The 22,661-nt window shown below is 45.1% G+C and carries 21 protein-coding genes and 1 pseudogene; 15 read left to right on the top strand and 7 right to left on the bottom strand.

Annotated elements, in window-relative coordinates:
* Positions 1-43: 43 nt before the first annotated feature.
* Genes fruB through fruA form a run of 3 tightly spaced genes read left to right on the top strand, consistent with a single transcriptional unit; the run spans position 44 to position 3,888 of the window.
* The gene (gene fruB, locus AR383_RS01000) at positions 44-1,180 is read left to right on the top strand and encodes a fused PTS fructose transporter subunit IIA/HPr protein (protein ID WP_055731442.1); all 1,137 of its coding nucleotides are present in this window, start codon (positions 44-46) and stop codon (positions 1,178-1,180) included.
* A gap of 1 nt (position 1,181) precedes the next feature.
* On the top strand, positions 1,182-2,123 hold the full coding sequence (pfkB, locus tag AR383_RS00995) for a 1-phosphofructokinase (protein WP_055731441.1): 942 nt from the start codon (positions 1,182-1,184) through the stop codon (positions 2,121-2,123).
* Between the two features lie 19 nt (positions 2,124-2,142).
* Positions 2,143-3,888, top strand: coding sequence for a PTS fructose transporter subunit IIBC (fruA, locus tag AR383_RS00990; RefSeq protein ID WP_055731440.1), 1,746 nt, complete (start codon positions 2,143-2,145; stop codon positions 3,886-3,888).
* A 79-nt stretch (positions 3,889-3,967) separates the two neighbouring features.
* Here the strand turns inward: fruA and AR383_RS00985 are convergent, their stop codons facing one another.
* Positions 3,968-4,843: a DMT family transporter gene (locus AR383_RS00985; RefSeq protein WP_055731439.1), complete on the bottom strand. Its 876-nt coding sequence runs from the start codon at positions 4,841-4,843 to the stop codon at positions 3,968-3,970.
* Between the two features lie 370 nt (positions 4,844-5,213).
* Between AR383_RS00985 and AR383_RS00980 the strand changes: the two genes are divergently transcribed.
* Both AR383_RS00980 and AR383_RS00975 read left to right on the top strand, forming a co-directional pair.
* Positions 5,214-6,161, top strand: a complete 948-nt coding sequence (locus AR383_RS00980) for a sensor domain-containing diguanylate cyclase (RefSeq protein WP_055731438.1) — start codon at positions 5,214-5,216, stop codon at positions 6,159-6,161.
* Positions 6,162-6,211: 50 nt separating this feature from the next.
* Positions 6,212-6,910, top strand: coding sequence for a type 2 periplasmic-binding domain-containing protein (locus AR383_RS00975; protein ID WP_055731437.1), 699 nt, complete (start codon positions 6,212-6,214; stop codon positions 6,908-6,910).
* An 8-nt stretch (positions 6,911-6,918) separates the two neighbouring features.
* Here AR383_RS00975 and leuE read toward each other — a convergent pair whose 3' ends face one another.
* The gene (leuE, locus tag AR383_RS00970) at positions 6,919-7,554 is read right to left on the bottom strand and encodes a leucine efflux protein LeuE (protein WP_055731436.1); all 636 of its coding nucleotides are present in this window, start codon (positions 7,552-7,554) and stop codon (positions 6,919-6,921) included.
* 495 nt (positions 7,555-8,049) lie between these two features.
* Here leuE and AR383_RS00965 point away from each other — a divergent pair.
* Positions 8,050-9,620, top strand: a pseudogene (locus AR383_RS00965) (BCCT family transporter).
* A gap of 20 nt (positions 9,621-9,640) precedes the next feature.
* Here the strand turns inward: AR383_RS00965 and AR383_RS00960 are convergent.
* Both AR383_RS00960 and AR383_RS00955 read right to left on the bottom strand, forming a co-directional pair.
* Entirely contained in the window at positions 9,641-10,378 is a 738-nt protein-coding gene (locus AR383_RS00960; protein ID WP_055731435.1) for a 3'-5' exonuclease, read from the bottom strand.
* The gene (locus AR383_RS00955) at positions 10,375-12,270 is read right to left on the bottom strand and encodes a DUF294 nucleotidyltransferase-like domain-containing protein (RefSeq protein WP_055731434.1); all 1,896 of its coding nucleotides are present in this window, start codon (positions 12,268-12,270) and stop codon (positions 10,375-10,377) included. The genes AR383_RS00960 and AR383_RS00955 overlap by 4 nt, the downstream gene beginning before the upstream one ends.
* A 645-nt stretch (positions 12,271-12,915) precedes the next feature.
* Between AR383_RS00955 and AR383_RS00950 the strand changes: the two genes are divergently transcribed.
* The 6 genes from AR383_RS00950 to AR383_RS00925 all read left to right on the top strand — a co-directional run bounded on the left by AR383_RS00950 (position 12,916) and on the right by AR383_RS00925 (position 17,613).
* Complete coding sequence (locus AR383_RS00950; protein WP_055731433.1) at positions 12,916-13,257, top strand: zinc ribbon domain-containing protein YjdM; 342 nt, start codon at positions 12,916-12,918, stop codon at positions 13,255-13,257.
* Between the two features lie 165 nt (positions 13,258-13,422).
* Positions 13,423-14,070 (top strand): GDSL-type esterase/lipase family protein, encoded by a 648-nt coding sequence (locus tag AR383_RS00945; RefSeq protein WP_157051615.1) that lies wholly within the window; start codon positions 13,423-13,425, stop codon positions 14,068-14,070.
* Positions 14,071-14,111: 41 nt separating this feature from the next.
* Positions 14,112-14,657: a phosphodiesterase gene (yfcE, locus tag AR383_RS00940; protein WP_055731431.1), complete on the top strand. Its 546-nt coding sequence runs from the start codon at positions 14,112-14,114 to the stop codon at positions 14,655-14,657.
* Positions 14,658-15,462: 805 nt separating this feature from the next.
* The gene (locus AR383_RS00935; protein ID WP_055731430.1) at positions 15,463-16,452 is read left to right on the top strand and encodes a DUF2333 family protein; all 990 of its coding nucleotides are present in this window, start codon (positions 15,463-15,465) and stop codon (positions 16,450-16,452) included.
* A gap of 91 nt (positions 16,453-16,543) precedes the next feature.
* Positions 16,544-16,849, top strand: a complete 306-nt coding sequence (locus tag AR383_RS00930) for a DUF1244 domain-containing protein (protein ID WP_055731429.1) — start codon at positions 16,544-16,546, stop codon at positions 16,847-16,849.
* Between the two features lie 77 nt (positions 16,850-16,926).
* A complete protein-coding gene (locus tag AR383_RS00925) occupies positions 16,927-17,613 on the top strand; it encodes a DUF2982 domain-containing protein (RefSeq protein WP_055731428.1) in 687 nt (228 codons plus the stop codon).
* Positions 17,614-17,616: 3 nt separating this feature from the next.
* Here AR383_RS00925 and lpxM read toward each other — a convergent pair whose 3' ends face one another.
* The 3 genes from lpxM to AR383_RS00910 form a co-directional block, all read right to left on the bottom strand.
* Positions 17,617-18,564: a lauroyl-Kdo(2)-lipid IV(A) myristoyltransferase gene (gene lpxM / locus AR383_RS00920; protein ID WP_083481447.1), complete on the bottom strand. Its 948-nt coding sequence runs from the start codon at positions 18,562-18,564 to the stop codon at positions 17,617-17,619.
* Between the two features lie 89 nt (positions 18,565-18,653).
* Positions 18,654-18,983, bottom strand: coding sequence for an antibiotic biosynthesis monooxygenase family protein (locus AR383_RS00915; RefSeq protein ID WP_055731426.1), 330 nt, complete (start codon positions 18,981-18,983; stop codon positions 18,654-18,656).
* Between the two features lie 66 nt (positions 18,984-19,049).
* Complete coding sequence (locus AR383_RS00910; RefSeq protein ID WP_198150197.1) at positions 19,050-20,066, bottom strand: adenosine deaminase; 1,017 nt, start codon at positions 20,064-20,066, stop codon at positions 19,050-19,052.
* 135 nt (positions 20,067-20,201) lie between these two features.
* On the opposite strand from AR383_RS00910, the gene AR383_RS00905 reads away from it, so the two are divergent.
* From AR383_RS00905 to AR383_RS22555, 3 genes are read left to right on the top strand one after another with little or no spacing between them, the layout of a single operon-like run.
* Positions 20,202-20,951 carry an HAD-IIA family hydrolase gene (locus tag AR383_RS00905; RefSeq protein WP_055731425.1) on the top strand — a complete coding sequence of 250 codons (750 nt, stop codon included), beginning with the start codon at positions 20,202-20,204 and terminating at the stop codon, positions 20,949-20,951.
* Between the two features lie 15 nt (positions 20,952-20,966).
* On the top strand, positions 20,967-22,067 hold the full coding sequence (locus AR383_RS00900) for a cation:proton antiporter domain-containing protein (protein WP_335338372.1): 1,101 nt from the start codon (positions 20,967-20,969) through the stop codon (positions 22,065-22,067).
* Positions 21,965-22,558: an NAD(P)-binding protein gene (locus AR383_RS22555; RefSeq protein ID WP_335338371.1), complete on the top strand. Its 594-nt coding sequence runs from the start codon at positions 21,965-21,967 to the stop codon at positions 22,556-22,558. Before AR383_RS00900 ends, AR383_RS22555 begins: the two co-directional genes overlap by 103 nt.
* The last annotated feature ends 103 nt before the right edge of the window (positions 22,559-22,661 follow it).

Below are 22,661 nucleotides of genomic sequence, written 5' to 3'. Positions count from 1 at the left end.
AGCAAATTCAGCAAACAAAGTGCAATTTAAAGGAGCGCTTCTCATGTTAACGCTAGAACCCAAAGACATTTCGCTTGACCAAACAGCTGAAGACAAACAAGCCGCGATTAAGCTGTTAGCCTCATCTTTAGAACAAAAAGGGCTAATTTCTAACAGCTATGTTAATGGTATGTTAGCTAGAGAAGCGACCAACTCTACTTACTTAGGAAGCGGTATCGCGATTCCTCATGGCACCACCGAAACCCGTGACCAAGTAAAACAAACAGGTGTAGCGGTTCACCACTACCCTCAAGGTGTAAACTGGGGCGATGGCAATACCGTTTATCTAGCAATTGGCATTGCCGCTAAATCATCTGAGCACTTGCAGATCCTTAAGCAACTCACCAAGGTGCTTTCAATGGATGGCGCAGAAGAGCTAATAAAAGAGGCTAAAGATGCCGCAACTATCACCAACCTCATCAATGGTCACACCCAACTAGAAATCGATTTCGACAGTTCATTAGTACTAGAAAACTTCCCAGTGAACAGCATGCTACAACTCAACGCAGTTGCTGCAGGTACTTTGCAAAACAAAAATTTAATTAATAAGCAGGGCCTTAGCGCAGCTTTAGAAAAAGAGCCAACTTACCTAGCGAATGGCGTATGGCTAAACTGTGTAGCCGAGGGTGCCCAGCGCAGTGGTTTGTGCGTAGTTAAAGTTGCCGAGGCTTTTGAATACGAAGATAAAACCGTTAAGTCATTAGTGATGGTGAGCGCAGCCAACCCTTGCTATAGCGGTATTTTAGAAGTACTTAGCCAACAGCTTTATCAAGATCAGCTCACTAAATTGTCGCAATTTTCTCCACAAGAGTTAGTCGCGTGCTTTAGCCAAAAAGAAGCCGTAGTAGTAGCAGAAGATGATGACAATGCCGCGGTATTTGAAATTGTTAACCCCCACGGTTTACATGCTCGCCCCGGTGCTTTATTGGTGGCTGAGGCCAAAAAATTTAAAGCCAACATCAAAGTGACCAACCTAGACAGTGAGACTCCCACTACTGTCAATGCTAAGAGTTTAATGAAGGTAATGACCCTAGGCGTGAAGTACAAAGACAAATTGCAATTTGTTGCAGAAGGTGAAGATGCTCCTCAAGCTCTACAAGCTTTAGGCGCAGCTATCGCCGCTGGCTTAGGAGAAAGCTAAAATGAGCCACAACACATCTGTATTGAGCATAACTTTAAATCCGGCTCTAGACTTAACTGGGCAACTGGAACAACTAAAGATTGGCAAGGTAAACAGCATCACTGAAGCCAACCTTCACCCTGCCGGTAAAGGCGTTAACGTAGCCAAAGTACTCGCAGAGCTTGGTGCAAAGGTAACGGTAAGCGGCTTTTTAGGCCTAGAAAATGCGTCTGCTTTTGAGCACCTATTTGAAAGCCAAGGCATTAATGATGAGTTTATTCGAGTTGCAGGTACCACCCGCACCAATGTAAAAATTGTTGAAGCTAACGGTGAAGTGAGCGATTTAAATTTTCCTGGTTTTAGCGTAGATGCCGCGGACATCGCCAGTTTTGAACAAAAATTGCTCGAACTTTGCCAGCACCATAGCTATGTGGTATTCGCCGGTAGCTTAGCCAAGGGAGTCAGTCCCGAACAATTAGCCGACTGGATCCGCTTAGCTAAGGCTCAAGGTTGCACTGTGTTAGTAGATACCTCCGGCGCCGCTTTAGCTGCCGCCATAAAAGCTCAACCCAGCATGATTAAGCCTAATCAAGATGAGCTAGAAGAATTGTTCCAACAACAATTCAGCAGTGTAGAGGCGATTAAGCAAGCCTGCGAAGACTTAGCTAAACAAGATATACAGCACATTGTTCTGTCTCGCGGAGAACAAGGTTCATTATGGTTACACCAGCAACAATGGTTACAAGCTCAACCACCCAAAATGAAGGTAGTGAGCACCGTTGGCGCCGGTGATACCTTCGTCGCCAGTTTTTGTTGGGGTCTACTCCAACAATTTAATGCCACCGAGCAACTTAACTTTGCAACAGCCATGTCAGCATTAGCCGTTGCGCAAGCCAATGTGGGCTTACCAGCTGCCGAAGAACTCGAGCGGGTATTGCAGCAAACCACAATAACACAACATTAATTAGACCAAGGATATGTTTATGAATACGGTAATGGTAACGGCCTGCCCAAGCGGTGTGGCTAACAGCATAATTACAGCTGGCCTGCTGGAACAAGCTAGCAAAGAATTGGCTTGGACTAGCAGCATTGAATGCCACTCATCAATTAAAGATATGAGCCCCGTCAGTCAAGCTGATATCGATAAAGCCGACTTTGTGGTTGTGGTTGCAGAGCCTGATTGTCACGCTCAACTAGATCTTGGTCGATTTAACGGAAAACCAGTATACCTTGGTCTGCCTAGCGAAGTTATCGCCAACCCTAAAGGCTTTCTAAATGAAGCGCAGTTAAAAGCCGCAACATTTACAGCCCCAGAATATACTGCCGCAGCAGCCCCAAGCAGCGAAGCAGCATTGAAGGTCGTAGGCATTACCGCCTGCCCAACTGGTGTTGCTCACACCTTTATGGCTGCAGAAGCCTTAGAAGAAGGCGGTAAAGCGCTAGGTTACCAAGTTAAAATTGAAACTCGCGGTTCGGTGGGTGCGAAAAATCAATTAAGCGAGGCCGAAATCGCCGAAGCAGACTTAGTGATTATTGCTGCCGATATCGAAGTCGACTTAGCTCGCTTCAAAGGTAAAAAGCTGTATAAAACCTCTACCGGTTTTGCCTTGAAGAAAACCAAAGATTGCTACGCTGCGGCACTGAGCCAAGCTACGGTTTATCAAGGCAGCGAAAGCAGCTCTGCTCCTAGCACGGAAAAAGCTGAAAAAACCGGTGCTTACAAACACTTAATGACAGGTGTATCACACATGCTACCGATTGTTGTGGCAGGTGGTTTATGTATCGCGCTGTCTTTCATCTTTGGTATTGAAGCCTTTAAAGAAGAAGGTACTTTAGCCGCAGCGCTAATGACCATTGGTGGTGGTTCGGCCTTTGCACTCATGATCCCGGTACTGGCCGGTTACATCGCTTACTCAATCGCTGACCGCCCTGGTTTAGCGCCTGGTCTCGTTGGTGGTATGCTAGCCAGCTCAACTGGCGCCGGCTTCTTAGGTGGTATTCTTGCTGGTTTTATCGCCGGTTATTTGGCCAAATGGTTATTGGATAACATTAAACTTCCCGCTTCCATGGAAGCCCTAAAACCCATTTTGATCGTGCCCTTCCTCGGAACACTAGCGGTAGGCTTGATCATGATTTATGTGGTAGGAAGCCCTGTTTCAGCGGCCATGACTGGACTCACCGAATTCCTTAACAACATGGGCTCTGCCAATGCAGTATTACTGGGCATTATCTTGGGCTGCATGATGTGTTTCGACCTTGGTGGGCCGGTAAACAAAGCGGCTTACACCTTCGGTGTTGGCTTATTGAGCACTCAAACTTATGCACCTATGGCTGCGGTAATGGCTGCCGGTATGGTGCCCGCTCTAGGCATGGGCCTGGCAACGTTCTTAGCTCGCAACAAGTTTATTGAAAGCGAACGTGAAGCAGGTAAAGCCTCGTTTGTACTTGGCCTATGCTTTATCTCTGAAGGGGCCATTCCTTTTGCCGCTAAAGATCCAATGCGCGTGATCCCAAGCTGTATGCTAGGTGGAGCCGTAACGGGTGCCCTATCGATGTTATTTGGTGCTAAATTACTGGCTCCTCACGGTGGCCTGTTCGTACTATTCATTCCTAACGCGATTTCACCAGTACTGTTATACCTTGTAGCGATTGCTGCTGGTACCGCCATCACTGGTTTTGGCTACGCCTTAGTGAAAAAATCAGATACCGCTTTAGCTGCTAAAGCTTAAACAAAACATAATGATAAAAAGCCAACTGCCCTTGCAGTTGGCTTTTACTTTTAGCGCAGCACAAATAGCTAATTACAATTCATGAATTGGCCAATATCTTTGGTTTTAAACGGCGACGCTCCACCACTTGCCCTAACGACGCCCCACCAATCACCAGTATCAACGACAGTAAGTGCACTAGCTTTAACTCTACATCACTATATACCAAGGCCAGCATCGCAACCGATAGTAAGGGTGTTAAATACGTTAGCGCGCCAATTTGTCGCGGGTCGCCGTGGCGAATGGCGTAATCCCAAGTATAAAAACTCAAGCCCATTGGCCCTAAACCCAACAGCAAAATAGAACCCATGTCAGCATACTGCCACTGGACCACGCTTTCAGTAGCGCTAACAAAATAGGCCACTAAAGCTAACGCTCCGGAAACTAGGCAAAAGCCAGCCACCGCCGACAAAGGCATTTGCTGGTAGCGACGGTTAGACAAAGTGTAAAAAGCCCAGAGTAAAGCGGCAACAAAAGCTTGCGCATACCCCAAAGCGGCCTGCTCGGAAAAACCAAACGCCAACTCACCTTGCGTCATAGTGAGTAACACGCCGGCAAAGCCAAGCGCGGCGCCCACAATATGCCCGAAATTAAGCCGTGCTGAACCAAATAACGGAGCACCTAATACGATAAATAAGGGCCATAAATACTGGATCATATTGACACTCATTGCCGGTGCCCGAGTAAAAGCATCAAACAACAAATAGTGGTAACCAAACATACCCACCACCGCACTGACCCAAACTTTTATTGGAAACCGCCACTGCCGCCAATAACCAAGGCCTGGTAATGAGGCCACCAGCAAGACCAAGCCCACTAACAACAGTGATGGTAAATGGCTAACACTCAACATCAGTGTCGCCAAAGAAGCCCACATGAGAATGGTTAAATAGGCACTAATGAGCGCTTTATTCATTACTAACTCTTTATAATATTATGCTCTGATTCCGAGCCGATATACGGCTGCTACTCAGCCTAACGTCTATAGCGGAAGCTGCGCAACCCATTATCGCTACGCGCCCCACCTCGCCCTTCTCTTTTCAAGCACACTGGTATTCATATTGCTATCTAAAATTGACTAAGGTGAATGCCCTAGTTTTACAATCAAACACCCTGTTATTCAGCGAAAGCTCTTAGCTACGGTGAGCAAGCGCTAAAGCTTAACTAATTTAAGTGCGCTACTACACACAATGAGGAATTACAAAGAGATAGCTATATATCGAAACAGCAAATACTCAACTAAGTGTTAAAATTAGATCACTCTCTAATTTTGCGAATGCAACATCATGGATGAGTACACGCTGGCATCACATTACTATCTCTTACTCGACGCACTGCCCGAGCACGTCTTTGTTTTCTCTGAACAAGGTCAATATTTAGAGGTTTTTGGTGGGCAAGACAACCACACCCAATTTGACTGCAAAGCCTATGTGGGACAATACCTACATGATGTAATGCCTTTGAAATCCGCCGAACTATTTCTCTCCTATATTCAGCAAGCCATTAAAAAAAATAAAACGGTCATAGTGAACTACCACTTTAATAACGACACTATGATTCGGTTTCCTGACGACATTGAACCGCCCAAAGAGCTATGGTTTGAAGGCATAATAAAGCCCTTGGCTGAGCGCTACCATGACCAAAAAACCGTGCTTTGGACCGCCCGAAATATTACCCAGCGCCACTACTTAGAGAAACAGCTAAAAGCCCTATCTGAAACCGATGAACTAACAGGGGTACTTAATCGCCGTGCCTTTATGAATGCGCTTTATAACAAACGTCAACAATTTCTGCGGGATACTCAAGATGTCAGTTTGTTAATGTTAGATATAGATCGCTTTAAGTCAGTCAATGATAGCCTTGGCCACCAAGCCGGCGATGCGGTGATTAAACATGTGACAGAGCTGTGCCAACAAACCATTCGTCAGGTTGATTCCCTAGGGCGACTTGGCGGAGAAGAATTCGCTATAATATTGCACGATGCCAACTTGGACCAAGCCTACCAATTAGCTAGCCGACTCTGCCAGCGCGTAGCAACCCAACCCTGTATTTGGCAGCAGCAGCCGATTAAGGTCACTATCAGCATAGGCTTATCGACATTCAAAATTGAAGATAAAACGCCTGAGCAAGTCATTCAACGTGCCGATCATGCTATGTATACCAGTAAACATTTGGGGCGAAACTTAGTGTCGATTTTTTCGCCCAATCACCAAGGGCAATTTCCTAAAATATAAGCCACTTCGGCACTGCTAAACATAATTGAAATTGATAGGTAAATGGTATTTTGAAAAACAAATTCTGGCTCATTTCTATATTGATATGCTACTGGGCTTTAATCCATGAAGCCGTAGCGCAAGAAAATGAGCAGTTTCCGGTATTAGCCATTGAATATCCCCCCTTTACCACCGAAGAACATCCTGACGGTGGTCTCTTGATGGCTGAACTTACCGCTAAAACGGCCCCTTATGCGCTACTTCCCAAGCCGATATTCATGCCACTGGTTCGAGTGCAAAGAACCTTACAAGAAGGTGATTGGTGCGCCAGCTTTGCCCCACCCTTGGGTTTCGAAAATTACCCCTCAGTGGCAACAAGCCTTGAGCGCTTAACTTTCCATTTGTACCGAGTGAAACAAAAAGCCCCTTTCCAATGGCAAACATTCAGTGAATTAAAAGGGCGGGAAGTGGCCCTGATACGCAGTATGGAAGGAACCATTGTGACCCAAGAACTGCTGCAATCAGGCATAAGACCTATTTATGTAAACTCACTGGCTCAGGCACTCAAAATGGCAGCTAAGATGCGCGTAGATTACGCGCTAGCAGATGAATACAGCTACCAGTATTACCAACAGCAAGGCGTTCTAGGTGGGCGTTTCTTAGAAGCGTCAGAACAAACTATTTACGAGTTTGAAAGTCGTCTCTGGCTTAACCCTGAGTGTTCTTATAGCAGCCAAATACAAGCCATCTTTTCATCAGCCGCCCCCTAGCTTTGCCACTAGTGAAGGCTAGCTAAACGGGCAGCGAAACCCATAAAGAACAAGCCCAGCGCCCCGTTCCCCAACTTAGCCAGTGTTTTGTTTTGCTTAAAATAGTGGGTTAAAGAGCTCCCCAAGAGGATCAGTATGCTGAGGTAAGTAAAACTACAAAACTCCAAAATTGACGCAAGAATTGAATAAGAAATCCAAGTGCTGTGATAGCTGTTATCGATAAACTGAATGAAAAACGATACGTAAAACAAAATAGCTTTTGGATTAGTCAAACTTAAACTCAATGACTTACGAAATACCTTTTCTGTTTTCGGCTTAATATACTCGCTAGGCTGTGACGTACGCCCCCAATGAGCCCAAATTAATCCCAGCCCTAAATACAACAAGTACCCAGCACCTAGATATCGAATAACGGTAAATAACAAGGGAGACGTTTGAATCAAAGAAGCCACGCCCAGATAAGCCAACAAAATTAAAATGGCATCCCCTATCAATACCCCAGAAGCGGCCCGATAACCCGCCGCAATACCTTGGCTAGCACCAGTTTTTAATACATAGAGAGAATTAGGGCCAGGTGCCAAAATAATCACAATTAAACCGGCTACGTAAGTCCAAATATTAACCACACCATAGCTTTCAAACATCTACACTGTCCTTGCTTAGCCAGCTTACATCCTAAAGTAGCTAAAATAACTCAATATCTTTTATGAGAAAACTAAAACTAAAGTCAGGGAATGATAAAATTTTAGATTAAACAAAAAACCAGTTAAACCCGCTGATATTTTCTACAACACATTACTTAGATCACGAAGCAATCCGCATGGTGGCTGGCTTGGCCCCAAACTCATAGTGGCTATTTATCGTACAAATCTAAAATATCCTCTTATTTACCATCGCGTATTTGGCGACAAAACAGGCGCTTACGGTTTGACAAGTTTGATGGCGAATGTTTAGATCACTAAGTAATTCACACCCATTCAGGTAATAGCTTTCTCTCTATTGGATTGGCGACATGCTATCGACCCTTGTAGATATGCAAAATGCATTGATCACGTCAACACAACAGCGAAAAAGCTGTTTCCCGAAGCAACAAAGCCTTAGCGACCTTAAAAGTCGTATTATGTTATTTAGGAGATAACATGTCAGATAAACATGACAAGTACAGTATTAACAATACTGACTATACCGTTGGACAGGATAATGTCCAACGATGGGGGTTTGATGTTCATAACCCCGTGTTTGGCATTAGTGCCGGACTTATCTTGCTGTTCCTAGTTGGTGTATTGGTTAGTGACGCGGCCAGTGCCAAAAGTGTTTTAGACGGTTTTAAATGGCAACTGATTGGAAGCTTCGATTGGCTGTTTATGTGGTCAGGTAACATTTTCGTTATATTCTGCCTAGGGATCATCGTGTCGCCGTTTGGACGGATCCGTTTAGGTGGAGCCAATGCTAAGCCTGAGCATTCACGACTCTCTTGGCTTGCGATGTTATTCGCTGCGGGCATGGGGATTGGCCTAATGTTCTGGAGTGTGGCTGAGCCAGTTGCCTACATGACCGCTTGGTATAAAACCCCTTGGGTGTTGAGCCAATGACCGAACAGGCAGCACAATTAGCGCTAGGCGCCACCATGTATCACTGGGGGCTGCACCCTTGGGCAATTTATGGTGTTGTTGCACTGTCTATGGCATTTTTCGCCTTTAACAAAGGGCTGCCATTGTCGATTCGCTCGATTTTCTACCCCTTACTAGGTGACCGCGCTTGGGGTTGGCCTGGACACATCATCGATATTCTAGCGGTGCTTGCCACCTTATTTGGTTTAGCAACATCCTTAGGTTTAGGGGCACAACAGGCCGCTAGTGGTATTCACCACGTATTCGGCTTAAGCGGCGGCATAGGTATGCAGATAGGTGTGATAATCTTTGTTACCCTGCTCGCCATAATCTCGGTTATTCGTGGTATCGATGGCGGCGTTAAAGTGCTAAGTAACCTTAACATGATCATCGCTTTGGTATTGTTGTTGTTTGTTATGTTTGATGGCCTATCAATCATTATTCATACCATTCCTCAAACGCTGATGGCCTACGCTGAAAACTTTATTCCACTGAGTAACCCACATGGCCGTCCCGATGAAGCTTGGTTCCAAGGTTGGACTGTATTCTACTGGGCATGGTGGATTTCTTGGTCACCATTTGTAGGTATGTTCATCGCTCGAGTATCTCGTGGCCGCACAGTTCGCGAGTTCTTAACCGCTGTCTTAATCGTGCCTACTCTCGTCACCATTGTGTGGATGGGTGTATACGGTGGTATAGCCTTAGATCAGGTGATCAACAACGTAGGTAGTTTGGCTAACGAAGGCTTAACCGATGTTTCTTTGGCCATGTTCCAAATGTTTGAAAGCCTACCAGGCAGCCAAATCTTATCGGTAATCGCAATTATCTTGGTATTGGTGTTCTTTATTACTTCGTCGGATTCAGGATCTTTGGTTATCGACAGCATTACCGCTGGCGGTAAAATTGATGCGCCGATCCCTCAACGTGTATTCTGGGCTAGCGCAGAAGGCGCCATTGCTGCAGCACTGCTGTGGATAGGTGGAACAGAAGCCATTGAAGCGCTGCAAGCCGGTGCGATTTCAACCGGCCTACCATTCACTATTGTGTTGTTGTTAATGTGTGTCAGCCTAATTAAAGGCTTTAGTACTGAGAAGTTCTAAACTCCAAGCGACCCTGTGGCCTAGCGCCACAGGGTATCTATCGCTACATCGACACTCAAGTGGTGTCTCACCTGAGCCATAAACAATTCTGCTGTTGCTTGAGCATCAACCAAAGCATGATGACTCTGGTAATGAGGCAAACCATAACGCTGCCGACTAGCGGCCAAGCGCAGTGAAAAACTCTTTTTCCCCAGCAAATTTTGCCACCAACTGCGGCTTAGTTGACGATGAATATTGGCTTCTACTTCCATGGTATCAACTAAAGGAAAACGAAATTCCTCATGCAACCGTTTCTTAAAAGCCTCCGCTAAGAAGTTTCGCTCAATCGTCTTGTAATGCACCACCACCACTTTCCCCGCTAGCGCCTCTAGTAAAGGTTCTATCATTTGATTGAGATTGGGCGCATCAGCAATATCACTATGGGTGATGCCATGAATAATCACCGATTCACTATTTAGTGGCGGTAAAGGCCGCACCAACCAATGCTTTGCTTGTTGGCAATAAATTCTGCGCATATCAAAGGGTATCAAGCCAATGCTAACAATATCGTCACGTTGAGCATCAAGGCCGGTGGTTTCTAAATCCAGCGCAACAAAAGGCACTTCACTCAAAGGAGTATGCCCGCCAATCATGCCTTGCTGATAAAAATGCTTTAGCTTGGCATCGTTGGCTTGTTCGGCGCAGCGCTGGTATTCAGTCTGCCAATCCTTCCCCGGTTGACTAAAAGGGAAAAAAGCCGGGAGCTTCCTCAGCTTCATAAGGACTCTCCAGAACGGTTTGAGTGATAACGGTATTTTAAGAAGTTTTGCGCATTGCTGAGTATTTGAAAGGCATCTTTAAGGTGGCGACGTTCAAAATCTGAAAGCGTTTCGGGCTCAATATTGTTATCGGGTTCGTTCCCCGACTCTATATCGATGGCCTGATGGCGGATCCGTACCATTGAAATAAATTCTAATGAATCACGTAAGTCTTGTCCTCTACCTTTAGGCAAAATACCTGCTTCTATCACCTCATCTAAGCGCTCAAATGAGTTTTGCGCGCGTGAACCAATAGCTAAAGCATGTACTCGAATTACATCGCCTAAAGGCGCACTACCACGACGCTTGAGATTTATCGAGTTATTATGCTTGCCATCTTTTTCCATCACAAAGTCTTTAAAGAAGCCCAGTGGTGGAGTACGGTTAAGCGCATTACGAGCAATTGAAGCCAAGAAGCGATTATTACGGCGGGCGCGCCGCGCGATGAAACTTTTAAGTTGCTCGGCCCAATCTACCCTTCCCCATACGCCGTCTAAATCAAAGAAAATACTGCAGTTAAGCAAGGCTTTAGGATCTGGGTTGTCGATCCAATTACTAAAACACTCTTCCCATTGAGCCAAGGTCATTCGCCATTCTGGATTACTGGCCATAATGCCACCGCTACAATGTGCGTAACCGCATTCATTCAAACCATCACAGACAAATTCGGCTAATTGCTCAAAATAACCTTGGTGCAAGTCGCTCTGGTAAGCATCATCTAAAATAAGCGCATTATCTTGGTCAGTCACAATTAATTGCTCATCTCGAGCCATTGAGCCCAAAGCCACAAAGCAATAAGGCACTGGCGGCTCACCCAATAGCTCTTCTGCTAATTCTAACAAACGCTGTTTAAAGCTTCGGCCAATTACCGACATGGCGGAGCCAATCATATGAGAGTTAGCGTCTTCATTCACCATTCGAACGAAACAATCTTGAACTTGGGGTACTAACTGGGCTAACTCTTCGCGATTCTGGGCACGAAAAATCGACTGTACCAATAACAAACTACTCTGTGACTCGTAATGTAAAATATCGGCGATAGACACCACCCCAATAGGACGCTGCTTTCGTACGATAGGAAGATGCTGAGTATTGTTACGCAACATCATTAACATCGCTTCATACACATAAGCATTGTGGTCGAGTGCACTTAAACCAGTGGTCATTACCTCGCCCACTTCGGTTTGATAATCCAAGCCTACGGCCAATACCCGCGAACGAAAATCGCTGTCGGTAATAATGCCAACGATTCGGCCATCATCACTGTCTTCGTCCAGCTGCAGCTCAGGGTCTTCTAACAACAAATACGACACGTTATTCTCATCCATCAGCTCTGCTGCATGCCGAATGCTAATATTACGATTCGCTATCACCGCTTCAGAGTGAAGCAGATTCTTGACCTTTGAGGTGGTCATATCATTAGGGTTAGCCTGCTCTGCAACCGCGTTGCGCATGCGTGCACTATCTTCAATGGCAACAAAGTCCGCAAACTCCTCAAACTCGGTATACAACTGTTCAAAATACTGTTCGGGAATGCAGTAAATAAGGCAGTCTTGCACCGCAGTAGCCGGAAAGCGCACCTGATTTTTTACCAGAAGCCCCATCTGTCCAAACACTTCGCCTTCCGTTAAGCGGTTATACAATTCACCATTGCGACGGTATACCTCAACCACACCGGTGCGAATAACAAATAAATCGTGGATGGGGTCGCCAAAGCGTAAAATTTGGTCGCCTTCGCGGTAGTAGGCCACTTCAACTGTTTGAGCCAGATTATTGATAGTGTCTTGGGGTAAGTGAGAGAACGGGGGATATTGACTAAGAAATCCTGCAATTTCAATTTGTTCGGCTTGCATATCAACTCAGGTGTTAGGGTTTAAACTGAGTCTAACCCGAGATAGCAGAATTATCGAATTATTCGCGGCTAGCAAGCCTATTTTTGATGATTGGCGCCACTGACAACACATTTTGTTAATCGCAGTGCCAAATAAAAATAAACAGAGCAACATGGCTAAAACCCTGTCAGGCTTTGCCATGGCAGCTGGGTGATTAAGCGAAAACCGCTTTAGGTGACTCACCGTATTCATTGTCACCAGGCTTACTGTCAAGCAACATGAAAATAGATAGATCAATCGCCCAGCTAAATAAATCAAGTGAAAACAAGCAGGAAATCCATAATGTTATTTAAATCAACAATAATAAATAACAAACATATTATTTATAATGAAATACCATTTGACCTGGCTTATTACACTTCATTCATTTATTAATCTCTGTTGAGCCAAGTGGCTAGCTATTTATTTTAGCTCCCTCGCACTATGAGCTTGTTCGGGGCTCAAACCACCAATGAAGCAGCTAAACCAAGCATACGGCTAGCTGAGTGAAGCAATTTTTCATATAATGCCCGCACAAATGCTGGGTATTAATTGCCCAACACCACTTTGACTTAGCCACAACAACGCTAGCTAAGTCAGCTAAATGAAGATAAAAGAGAACTTACCATGAGCAATATTCCTCCATGCCCTAAATGCAATTCGGCCTATGTTTACGAAGACGGTTCATTACTTATTTGCCCGGAATGTGCTCATGAGTGGAATCCTAATGAAGAAGTTGTAGACCCTGATGCGTTGGTATTAAAAGATGCTGTTGGCAACTTACTAGCTGAAGAAGACAAAGTGACCTTAATCAAGGATTTAAAGGTGAAAGGCTCTTCTCTTGTATTGAAAGTAGGAACGAAAGCCGTGATTAAACGTTTTGTCGACGGCGATCACGACATCGACTGTAGAGTAGATGGTCACGGCAGCATGATGCTTAAATCGAAATTTGTAAAAAAACAAAGCTAATCGATCAAAGCCTTCAAGGTAAAACCTGCTTATGCAGGTTTTTTTATGCCCGCTCGGTTGCTAAAAAGCCCAAAATCAAACTAGATCAAAGTGCTGTTTGACTTTGCTGGCTACAGTAGCGACTCGCTTGCTGTAGCCGCTTCACGGTATAACTGGATAAATCAAATGACTAAAATACTCTGCTTTGGCGACTCAAATACTTGGGGCTACCAAGCCAATAGCGGGAAGCGTTTTACTCAAGATCAACGCTGGCCTGGCGTGTTAGCCAAATTAATCGGCAAACAAGCGCAAGTTGTAGAAAATGGCTTACCCGGACGTACCACCTATCTAAATGCTATAGAGTTTGGCTTTCGCAGTGGCATTGACGATTTGCTGGCCGAATTACGCCAACAACGCCCAGACTGGCTTATCATCATGTTAGGGACCAACGATTTATTCCCAGCTTTTGGCTTAAGCGCCAAGCAAGTCGCCGCCAATTTAGAAAAAATGCTGAAGGAATTAACGGAGCATTGCGCACAGCAGCAACTTAAGCAACCCAAGATACTGATACTTGCACCGCTAGCCATTAACCAGAGCGGCAGCTTTGCCGAATTGTTTCGAGGCGCAGAACATCATTCGCAAGACTTGAGTGGCTACTACCAACGCTTAGCCGTAGAGCTAAACTGTGAGTATCTTGATGTAGCGAAACATGTAACAGCAAGATTGGAAGATGGCGTACATTTAAATGAAACACAACATCGTGCCTTGGCAAAAGCCCTTGCCCAAAAATTACTCGATGAATGTGACCTATTCTCAACACAACAAACTCTGTAGCCTAGTGCTTAGCTGAACTCGACTAGTAATAGGATTATCTCATGCTTTTTATTTGCTCTGATATTCACGGTGACTACCAAGCCTTACAACTCACCTTAGCCGCCTTCGAGCGAAGTGGTGCTTCACACTTCATTTGCTTAGGAGACGTACTAAACCATGGACCGCGCAACCCAGTGCCACAGCACTACGCGCCACTGAAAGTGGCTGAAGCCTTAAACCAAATGGCGGAACAAATTATTGCAGTAAGAGGAAATTGTGATAGCGAAGTGGATCAAGCGCTGTGTCAGTTTCCCTTGTTAGGCGAGTATAACCAGCTATTAATTGGCAAACGAAAGGCCTTTTTGTGTCATGGCCACAACTATGGTCCAAGCCAGCTACCGCCGCTAGCCGAAGGCGACATTTTAGTGAGTGGCCATAGCCATATTCCTCAAGCCGAGCGTCAAGGCTCGCATTTTCAATTAAACCCCGGCTCGGTATCTATGCCGCGTCAAGACTGGCCTGCCAGCTATGGCTTAATCACCGAGCAACAACTCCAAGTATGCCGTCTAGAACAGCCGGGAATCTTGCTCAGCTGTCAGCTCGATTAACCTAAGCTTTAGGGTTTGTTCAGCAAGTTTATTAAGCGCGATAAGCAAAGCTGAATATACCGCCGTCAACGCTGCTAATATAACCAAGCGATAAGGCCCAGTGGCGACTAAAAGCCCAACGCAAGCCTAAGTCGGCCCCACTTTCTATCGCGAGAATGATGCCACTGCGCTTCACTTTCGGTGGAGACCATCGCTATTGTCTGTCGATTCATCAAGCATGCTAGCGCCCCAATACACACTAAGATCATTGCTTATGCTATAGCTTAAGCCCAATCCTAACAGGCTTAATTCACGCAATACCTATTCGGCATAAGGTCGCTCTAATTGTTGCTGCTGCGACTTAGCATAAGCGAGATAACATCCCCAACGAGCATAGTGCTTAGCATAATGATTTACCGCCACACTGATGCCTAGCATAGCTTCGTCAGCATGCCGATAATCGAGAAAAATAGCGGCCCAAGGTCTAAAGTTCGGCTGCCGTTGTCAGCTTAGCGACGCAAATACCAAGGGCTACTACAACCACCCAAAACAACATGATATTTCTCAAGCACACTGCTTACGTAGCCCAATAAAAATTTACCTCCACATATAAACAAATACTTAGTTTATTGTGTCGAAATCAGTATTGATATCAAATCTTATACTTGTTAACTCAACTTACTTCTCGCGATTTATTACAGCAGCCATGCATTACTATAAACTCACCGCCAAGACGCTAATGATTCGCTTAAGTTTCTTGATAAGCTGTTGATTAAATTCATCACTTGGCTATGCTGAGAACATTCATACTGTTGAGGGTTAGCTAATGTTCCAGTTAACAGGTCGCAAACTAGCGATAATTTTCTTTATTTTATTCATTATTAACTACGTAATTGCCGTTATCTGGAGCAGTGAGCCAGACCGCGTCGATATAAAAAACTATATGACGGAACAAGCCGCCGCCAATGACGAACAAATTGTTACCGGTTACGCTACCACTAGCGCACTGATGTTAGTGGCAGAGACGCTGTTAAACAAACCAGGAGGCTATTTAAGTAACGACAAAATGCCTCCTAGTGTATTTATGGACAACATGCCCAGCTGGGAGCTTGGCGCACTTAACCAAGTGAGAGACTTATCCTTAATCATGCGTAAAGACTTTAGTCGTTCGCAATCACAATCGGTAGAGCATCCACAGTTAAAAATAGCCCAGCCTAAATTTAATATTGATAATACCAGTTGGCAGTTACCCAGTGCCGAGCGCGAGTATCAAGACGCCATCGATGCGCTTAAAATTTACCGCTCTGAACTGGCGAACCCTACCGATCCTAATGCGCAGTTTTATGCCCGTGCCGACAACCTAGTAAACTGGTTAAACGAGGTGCAATCTCGCCTTGGCAGCATGTCACAAAAGCTCTCGGCATCGGTGGGTAGAACCCGATTAAATACCAACTTGGCCGGTGAAGAAGGCGCGGCCCAATCCACCTTTTCTCCTTCTCAGAGCTTAGTAAAAACCTCTTGGTGGGAAATTGACGACGTATTTTATGAAGCTCGGGGAGAAGCTTGGGCTTTGCTGCATTTCTTCCAAGCCATTGAAATTGATTTTAAAGGGGTATTAGAAAAGAAAAATGCCACTGTTGCAGTGCGCCAAATCGTTCGAGAACTTGAAGCCACTCAAGAAACGGTCTGGAGCCCAATGGTATTAAATGGTACTGGCTTTGGTTTAGTGGCCAACCATTCATTGGTGATGGCCAACTATGTATCACGGGCAAATGCCGCTATCATTAACTTAAATAACTTGCTCACCAAGGGTTAATCCCGCCGTAACTCACACTAGGCTAAAGCAGCGTTATAACGCTGCTTTTTGCTCTTTATTAAGCCTAAAACTACCGACAAAGGATGTAAACATGGACAAACAACAAGCGATAGAAGCCGCCACATTTAGACGATTACTGGCCCATTTGGATCAGCACAAAGAAGTGCAGAATATCGAATTAATGAATTTAGCTGACTTTTGCCGCAACTGCCTAGCAAAGTGGATGATGGCCGCAGCCGAAGAAAATGGCGAATCAATGACTTATGAACAGGCACAAGAAAAAGTCTATGGCATGCCTTACAGCGAATGGAAAGCCCATCATCAACTACCTGCTAGCGATGAGCAAATGGCCATATTCAATGCTAAACAGGCGGCCAAAGCCAAACTCAATAACTAAGACACCGTTTACCGGAATAAACGTTTTACTCAGTCGGTCCGTATAGATAACTAACAGCCACCAATGAGGTAAACGCCATGCCTAAGTCAATATGGATAAGAAGCAAAGCCAGCAACAACGCCAAAAGCTTAGTGGCGTTAGGCTCAATACTGGTATTGGCTGGCATTAGTACCTTATACGTACCGGCGATGTTGGTCTCCCTGCTGGCCTCGGTCTTACTCTTTCTCGCTTATTTAGGGATCCGCGTTGGCGTAGAAAAATGGATGCAGCCAGTTTACTCGGTGATACTGTGTTATGACCATCTACAGTTTCACCACCGTTATGGGGGCTGGTGCCTTCCATGGGCAGAGCTGCAAAGAATAGATGTGCCGCGTTTACACGATGGCCTAAATTGGCAAGAAATGAATTACGTTGGGCTAAGGTTAAACCAACCTGACTTTGTGTTAGACAGCTTATCACCGCGGCTCTGTGCCCACTTACTTACCGAGCAGCGAGCGGCACTGCTAGCCTCTTTAAAACGAAGCTGCAGCCATTGCCAAGACAGCCAAGTCAGTGAGCACTTAATTGAAGATGATTATTACAAATCCAGCACTGGTAAAATCTACACCGGCTTAAGTGGTATGTTTGCCAATCGAATGAAAAAACTCCGCGAACTCACCGGCTATGATTTGCTGATTGACCAAACCATTCTCGACCGCGAGGCTAATGATTTTGTGGCCTTAGTGCGCCGCTATAAAAACCAAGCTCTAGTGGAACAAAACTAAAACTTAGTAACGAGGCTGATCGCTACCTTCAACGGTGCGCAATAGCTTCAACGACCACATATATTGCTCAGGTGAACGAAGGATCAGCTTTTCCACTTCCTGATTCATGCGTAAGGTATCTTGAGCCACATCCTGACTGGGGAAGTCTTGCATAGGCGGGTGGATATATAATTTCACCTTATGTAACTCACTATCATAGCCAGCATAAGCAGGCACGACTTTGACATCACACAGTTGAGCCATTTTACCCAACACTGGCAGAGTCGCTTTTTTCGCCGCAAATAAAGGCGTCATTAAGCTAGCCTCTGGTCCAAAATCTTCATCGGGCAAATAGATACAACTATAACCAGCACGAACCGCCTTAATCAGAGTTTTAATACCCGCATCTCGCTCAAAAATCACTCCGCCCAATCGAGTGCGTTGCTTGGCCATTGCCCAATCAACAATGGGATCGCCAGTTTTTTTGAACATGGTGCACATGTCATGGCCATGAATACAGAAATAAGCGCCAATAAAGTCCACCGGGTAGGTATGCGGCAACAATACGATAAAGCGCTCATTGTTAGCCTCAAGCCTATGAATATGCTCTTCCCCATCGATGACCATTCTATTTTGCAAATAGTTTGTGGAACGAACAGTCATCTCACCGGCGCCAAAAATTAACTGCACAAATATTTGCACATTTTTCAGCATTAAGCGCTCACGCTGTTCGGCGCTCATCTCGGGGAAAAACAAAGCGAGGTTGGTATCAGCAATGGCGCGCCGCTTCTTTAAAGCCTTAAGCTTAAATAAGCGATTGGCCACGGCCACCGCTATGCGATCACGTAACTTTACCGGAACAAAAGCCAATAAAATAAGTAGGCCGCCGAGCAACCATGTTCCCCAATACTTAGGGGCCAACCACGCTTTTGAAAAAGAGATTGAAAATGCTTGAGACGCAAACTTAGACATAGCCTACCAATACAGCCTTTAGAATTTATTAAACTGCGCGCCAGTTTACTGAGCTTAAGCGCTAAAGCAAGTAAACTGGACGGGCAAGTTTATATAATCGAACTTCCGGCCTCTAAGCTAGTCGACACAAAATGATCTAACTGCGGCGCCATTAACAATGGCTCATCTTGCCATAAAATCGCTTTACGCATTTTTTGCCTAGCCTCAGCCACCATCGGTTCACTTTCTTTAGAGCGCAGCCAATGTTCTTTACTGGGCCATTGCGAATAAGAAATCCACGTACCATCAGAAGCCTTGTGTAGACGCGAACCTAAGGCTGCACATTTGTCGATGTTATAGTGAATAATTTCAGACCAGCCCTCTTTAAAAGATTGCAGATGCTCTTCATTGAGTTTCCAACGAAACAGTACAACAAACATGGTTTTTCTCCTAGTCATTCACCTCTGTACTAACTATGGCGAGCACCGTAAAAAACACAAGTTAGCCTAGTTAAACTCCGCTAAGTAGTTGTCAATTAGTTGACTTAACTCTCTTTTTCGCGTTTCACTAGCATAGCTGGCTTGTACCGCGGTTAGGCATAAATCGGCAATTTGTTGGGCCGTCCAAGCAAAGGTCTCGGCGCAAGCTTCTAGGTTTGCCAATAAATAACCGCCAAAGTAAGCCGGGTCATCAGAGTTAATGGTTACAGCCAGCCCTTTACTTAACATGTCAGGCAATGGGTGCTCACTTAAGTTAGACACCACTTTTAACTTCACGTTGCTAAAAGGACATACGGTTAGTGGTATTTGGGCCTCGGCTAATTGTGCAACGAGCTCCTCATCTTCCAAACAACGTACTCCATGGTCGATGCGACTCACATCTAAAAGCTGCCAAGCATTTTTCACATTGGCAGCGGGGCCTTCTTCTCCCGCATGGGCAACGCGCTCGAGTCCCAGTTGCTTAGCCATGGCAAATACCCGCTGAAATTTCTCTGGTGGGTGCCCCTGCTCACTAGAATCTAAGCCTACCCCAACAATATCGGATAAATACGGTTTAGCCGCCTTCAGCGTTTGAATAGCCGACTCTTCAGATAAATGACGTAGGAAACACAAGATATACTCACTACTTACCCCTAATTGCTGATAAGCCTGCTGTTTAGCGCGCATCAAACCCTTAATCACCGTACCGATATCTATGCCTCGCTCGGTATGGGTTTGTGGGTCAAAAAAGATTTCCGTATGTAATACATTGTCGCGCTGGCAGGTTTGATAGTAAGCCCAAGCTAAATCAAAAAAATCTTGCTCGGTCTGCAACACTTCAGCACCTTGATAGTACAAATCAAGAAACTCTTGTAAATTATTGAATTGATAGGCTTGTTTTAGCTGTTCTACAGATGAATAAGGTAAGCTGATAGCATTGCGTTCTGCTAAACTAAACATTAATTCAGGCTCAAGGCTGCCTTCGATATGTAGGTGCAATTCCACCTTGGGGATATTTTTCACAAATTGTTTAATATTAAGCATCAGACCTTCCTTTTAACTGCTTGGATAATAACGAATATAATCTATTTGTTGCCAGAAAGTTACTTTTTCTCTAGCGCTTTCTGGCCCCACTACGTTACCCTGATGCTGTAAAAATAAAGTTGTTAAGGAAAAACAATGAGTAAAGCCGTTATTTGCGACATTGATGGGGTCTTATTACACGACAATCAACTGATTGATGGCGCTAAAGCCTTCATCGAACGCTTGCTGGCTAACGACACCAAACTGGTGATTTTAACCAATTACCCAGCGCAAACACCGCAAGACTTACAAAACCGCTTTCAGACTGCGGGTGTTAGCATTCCAGAAAGCTGTTTCTATACTTCTGCAATGGCCACCGCTGACTTTTTAAAACGCCAATCGGGTAATAAAGCCTATGTGATAGGCGAAGGTGCATTAATTCACGAACTGTATAGTGCAGGCTTTACCATCACCGATATTAACCCCGACTTTGTGATTGTTGGCGAAACCAAGAATTACAACTGGAATATGATTCAGCACGCGGCTAGGTTCGTCGCCGAAGGCGCCCAGTTTATTGCCACCAACCCCGACACTCATGGACCCAATATGAGTCCGGCCTGTGGTGCTTTATGCGCCCCAATCGAGCGAATTACTGGGCGTAAACCCTTTGTAGTAGGCAAACCCAGTGCTTGGATTATGCGCGCAGCACTAAACAAAATGGGTGCCCATGCAGAACAAACCTTAATTATTGGTGACAACTTACGTACCGACATTCTGGCAGGCTTTCAAGCGGGCTTAGAAACCATATTGGTACTTTCAGGCGTAAGCAAAGAACAAGATATTGAAATGGTACCCTTTAGGCCAAACTATGTTTATCCTAATGTAGCCGCTATCGACATAATATAATTAGAACGAGTCTTAATGGATATTTCGATACTCATCACAGTTACTTTTTTAGCCGGTTTACTCGCTCATTTAGCGCATTTGCCCCCCTTAATCGGCTTTTTAGCGGCAGGCTTTGCACTACGTGAAATTGGCTTTGAACAGAATGATTTAATTTCTACTGCAGCCGATCTTGGTGTGACCTTGCTGCTATTTACCGTGGGCTTGAAGTTAGATATTCGCACCCTGTTCAAACGAGAAGTCTGGGGCACCGCCAGTGCTCACATGATCACTAATATGGTGTTATTTGTTGGCGCACTGTCGGCAGTTAAGTGGCTTGGCATTAGCAGCATTAGTGAGCTTTCAAGTAACGGCATATTAGTCATCGCCTTTGCGCTGTGTTTTTCCAGTACCGTGTTTGCGGTAAAGGCGCTGGAAGATAAGAGTGAAATGAATGCCCTGTATGGCCGTGTTGCCATCGGTATTCTGATCATGCAAGACATCTTCGCGGTGGTCTTTCTGGCCAGCACTACTGGTAAACTACCTACCATTTATGCACCGCTATTGTTATTACTGTTACCGCTACGACCGTTCCTCTACCGTTTATTAAATCGGGTTGGCCACGGCGAACTACAATTGGTAATGGGCTTCTTCCTCACCTTTGTGGTAGGCGCCCACCTGTTTAGTATGGTGGGCTTAAAAGCCGATCTAGGTGCATTAATTGTAGGCATGTTGCTCGCAGGCCACCCAGCTGCTAGCGGCATGGCTAAAGCCCTGTTCAGTTTCAAAGAACTCTTCCTAGTCGCCTTTTTCTTATCCATTGGTTTATCTAGCGAACTGAGTCTTGAATCGATTTATATAGCGCTATTTTTAGTGCTTGTGTTGGTGCTCAAATCGGCCTTTTACTTGTTGTATTTACTGACCTTTCGGCTACGTTCGCGCACCGCTTTCTTAGGCGCTCTCAGCTTAGCCAACTACAGTGAGTTTGGCTTGATTATTACCGCAGTGGCAGTGCATCAAGGCTGGATAGGAAGCGAATGGATGGCCATATTAGCGGTAGCAGTAAGCTTAAGCTTTTTGGTATCGGCCCCATCCATAAAAACGCCGACATTTTATATCAGTCCTTACGCCCGCAACTAAAGCGCTTACAACGTAAGAAACTGCACTTAGAAGATCAGCCCATTGAACTAGGCCAAATGCAAGTTGTTATACTCGGTATGGGCCGCATTGGTGAAGGAGCCTACGATATGCTGCAGCAATATTACCCCGATTTGGTACTGGGCATAGATACCGACCTAGACAAAATTCAGCACCAAATTGAAAGCGGCCGCGCAGTTATTCAAGGTGATGCCACCGACTCCGATTTTTGGGAAAAACTGGCTCCTTCCAAAGACTTAAAGTTAGTATTGTTAGCCATGCCCCATCACCACGGTAATCAGTACGCGTTAAAGCAACTTAAGAGCGGAGAGTTTAACGCCAAAATTGCAGCCATTGCCCAATTTGCCGACGAAGCAGAAAAGCTGAAACGCCTTGGCGCAGACGAGGTATTCAACTTGTACAACGAAGCCGGTGCGGGTTTTGCGGAGCATGTTCACTCACAACTGATTGCTAACAAAAAAACTGCAGAATAAGCCCTAAATCTTGTAAATAGACTTACAAAAATAGCCAGTTTGTTAAATATTATTAGTTTTCTGGCTTTTTTTGGTAAAAAATATCAATCAAGGCTTGCAATAA

This window comes from Agarivorans gilvus (assembly GCF_001420915.1).
Classification (GTDB): Bacteria; Pseudomonadota; Gammaproteobacteria; order Enterobacterales; family Celerinatantimonadaceae; genus Agarivorans; species Agarivorans gilvus.
Note: the sequence above shows the minus strand (reverse complement) of the source record. Positions and strands in the feature narration are given on the sequence as shown.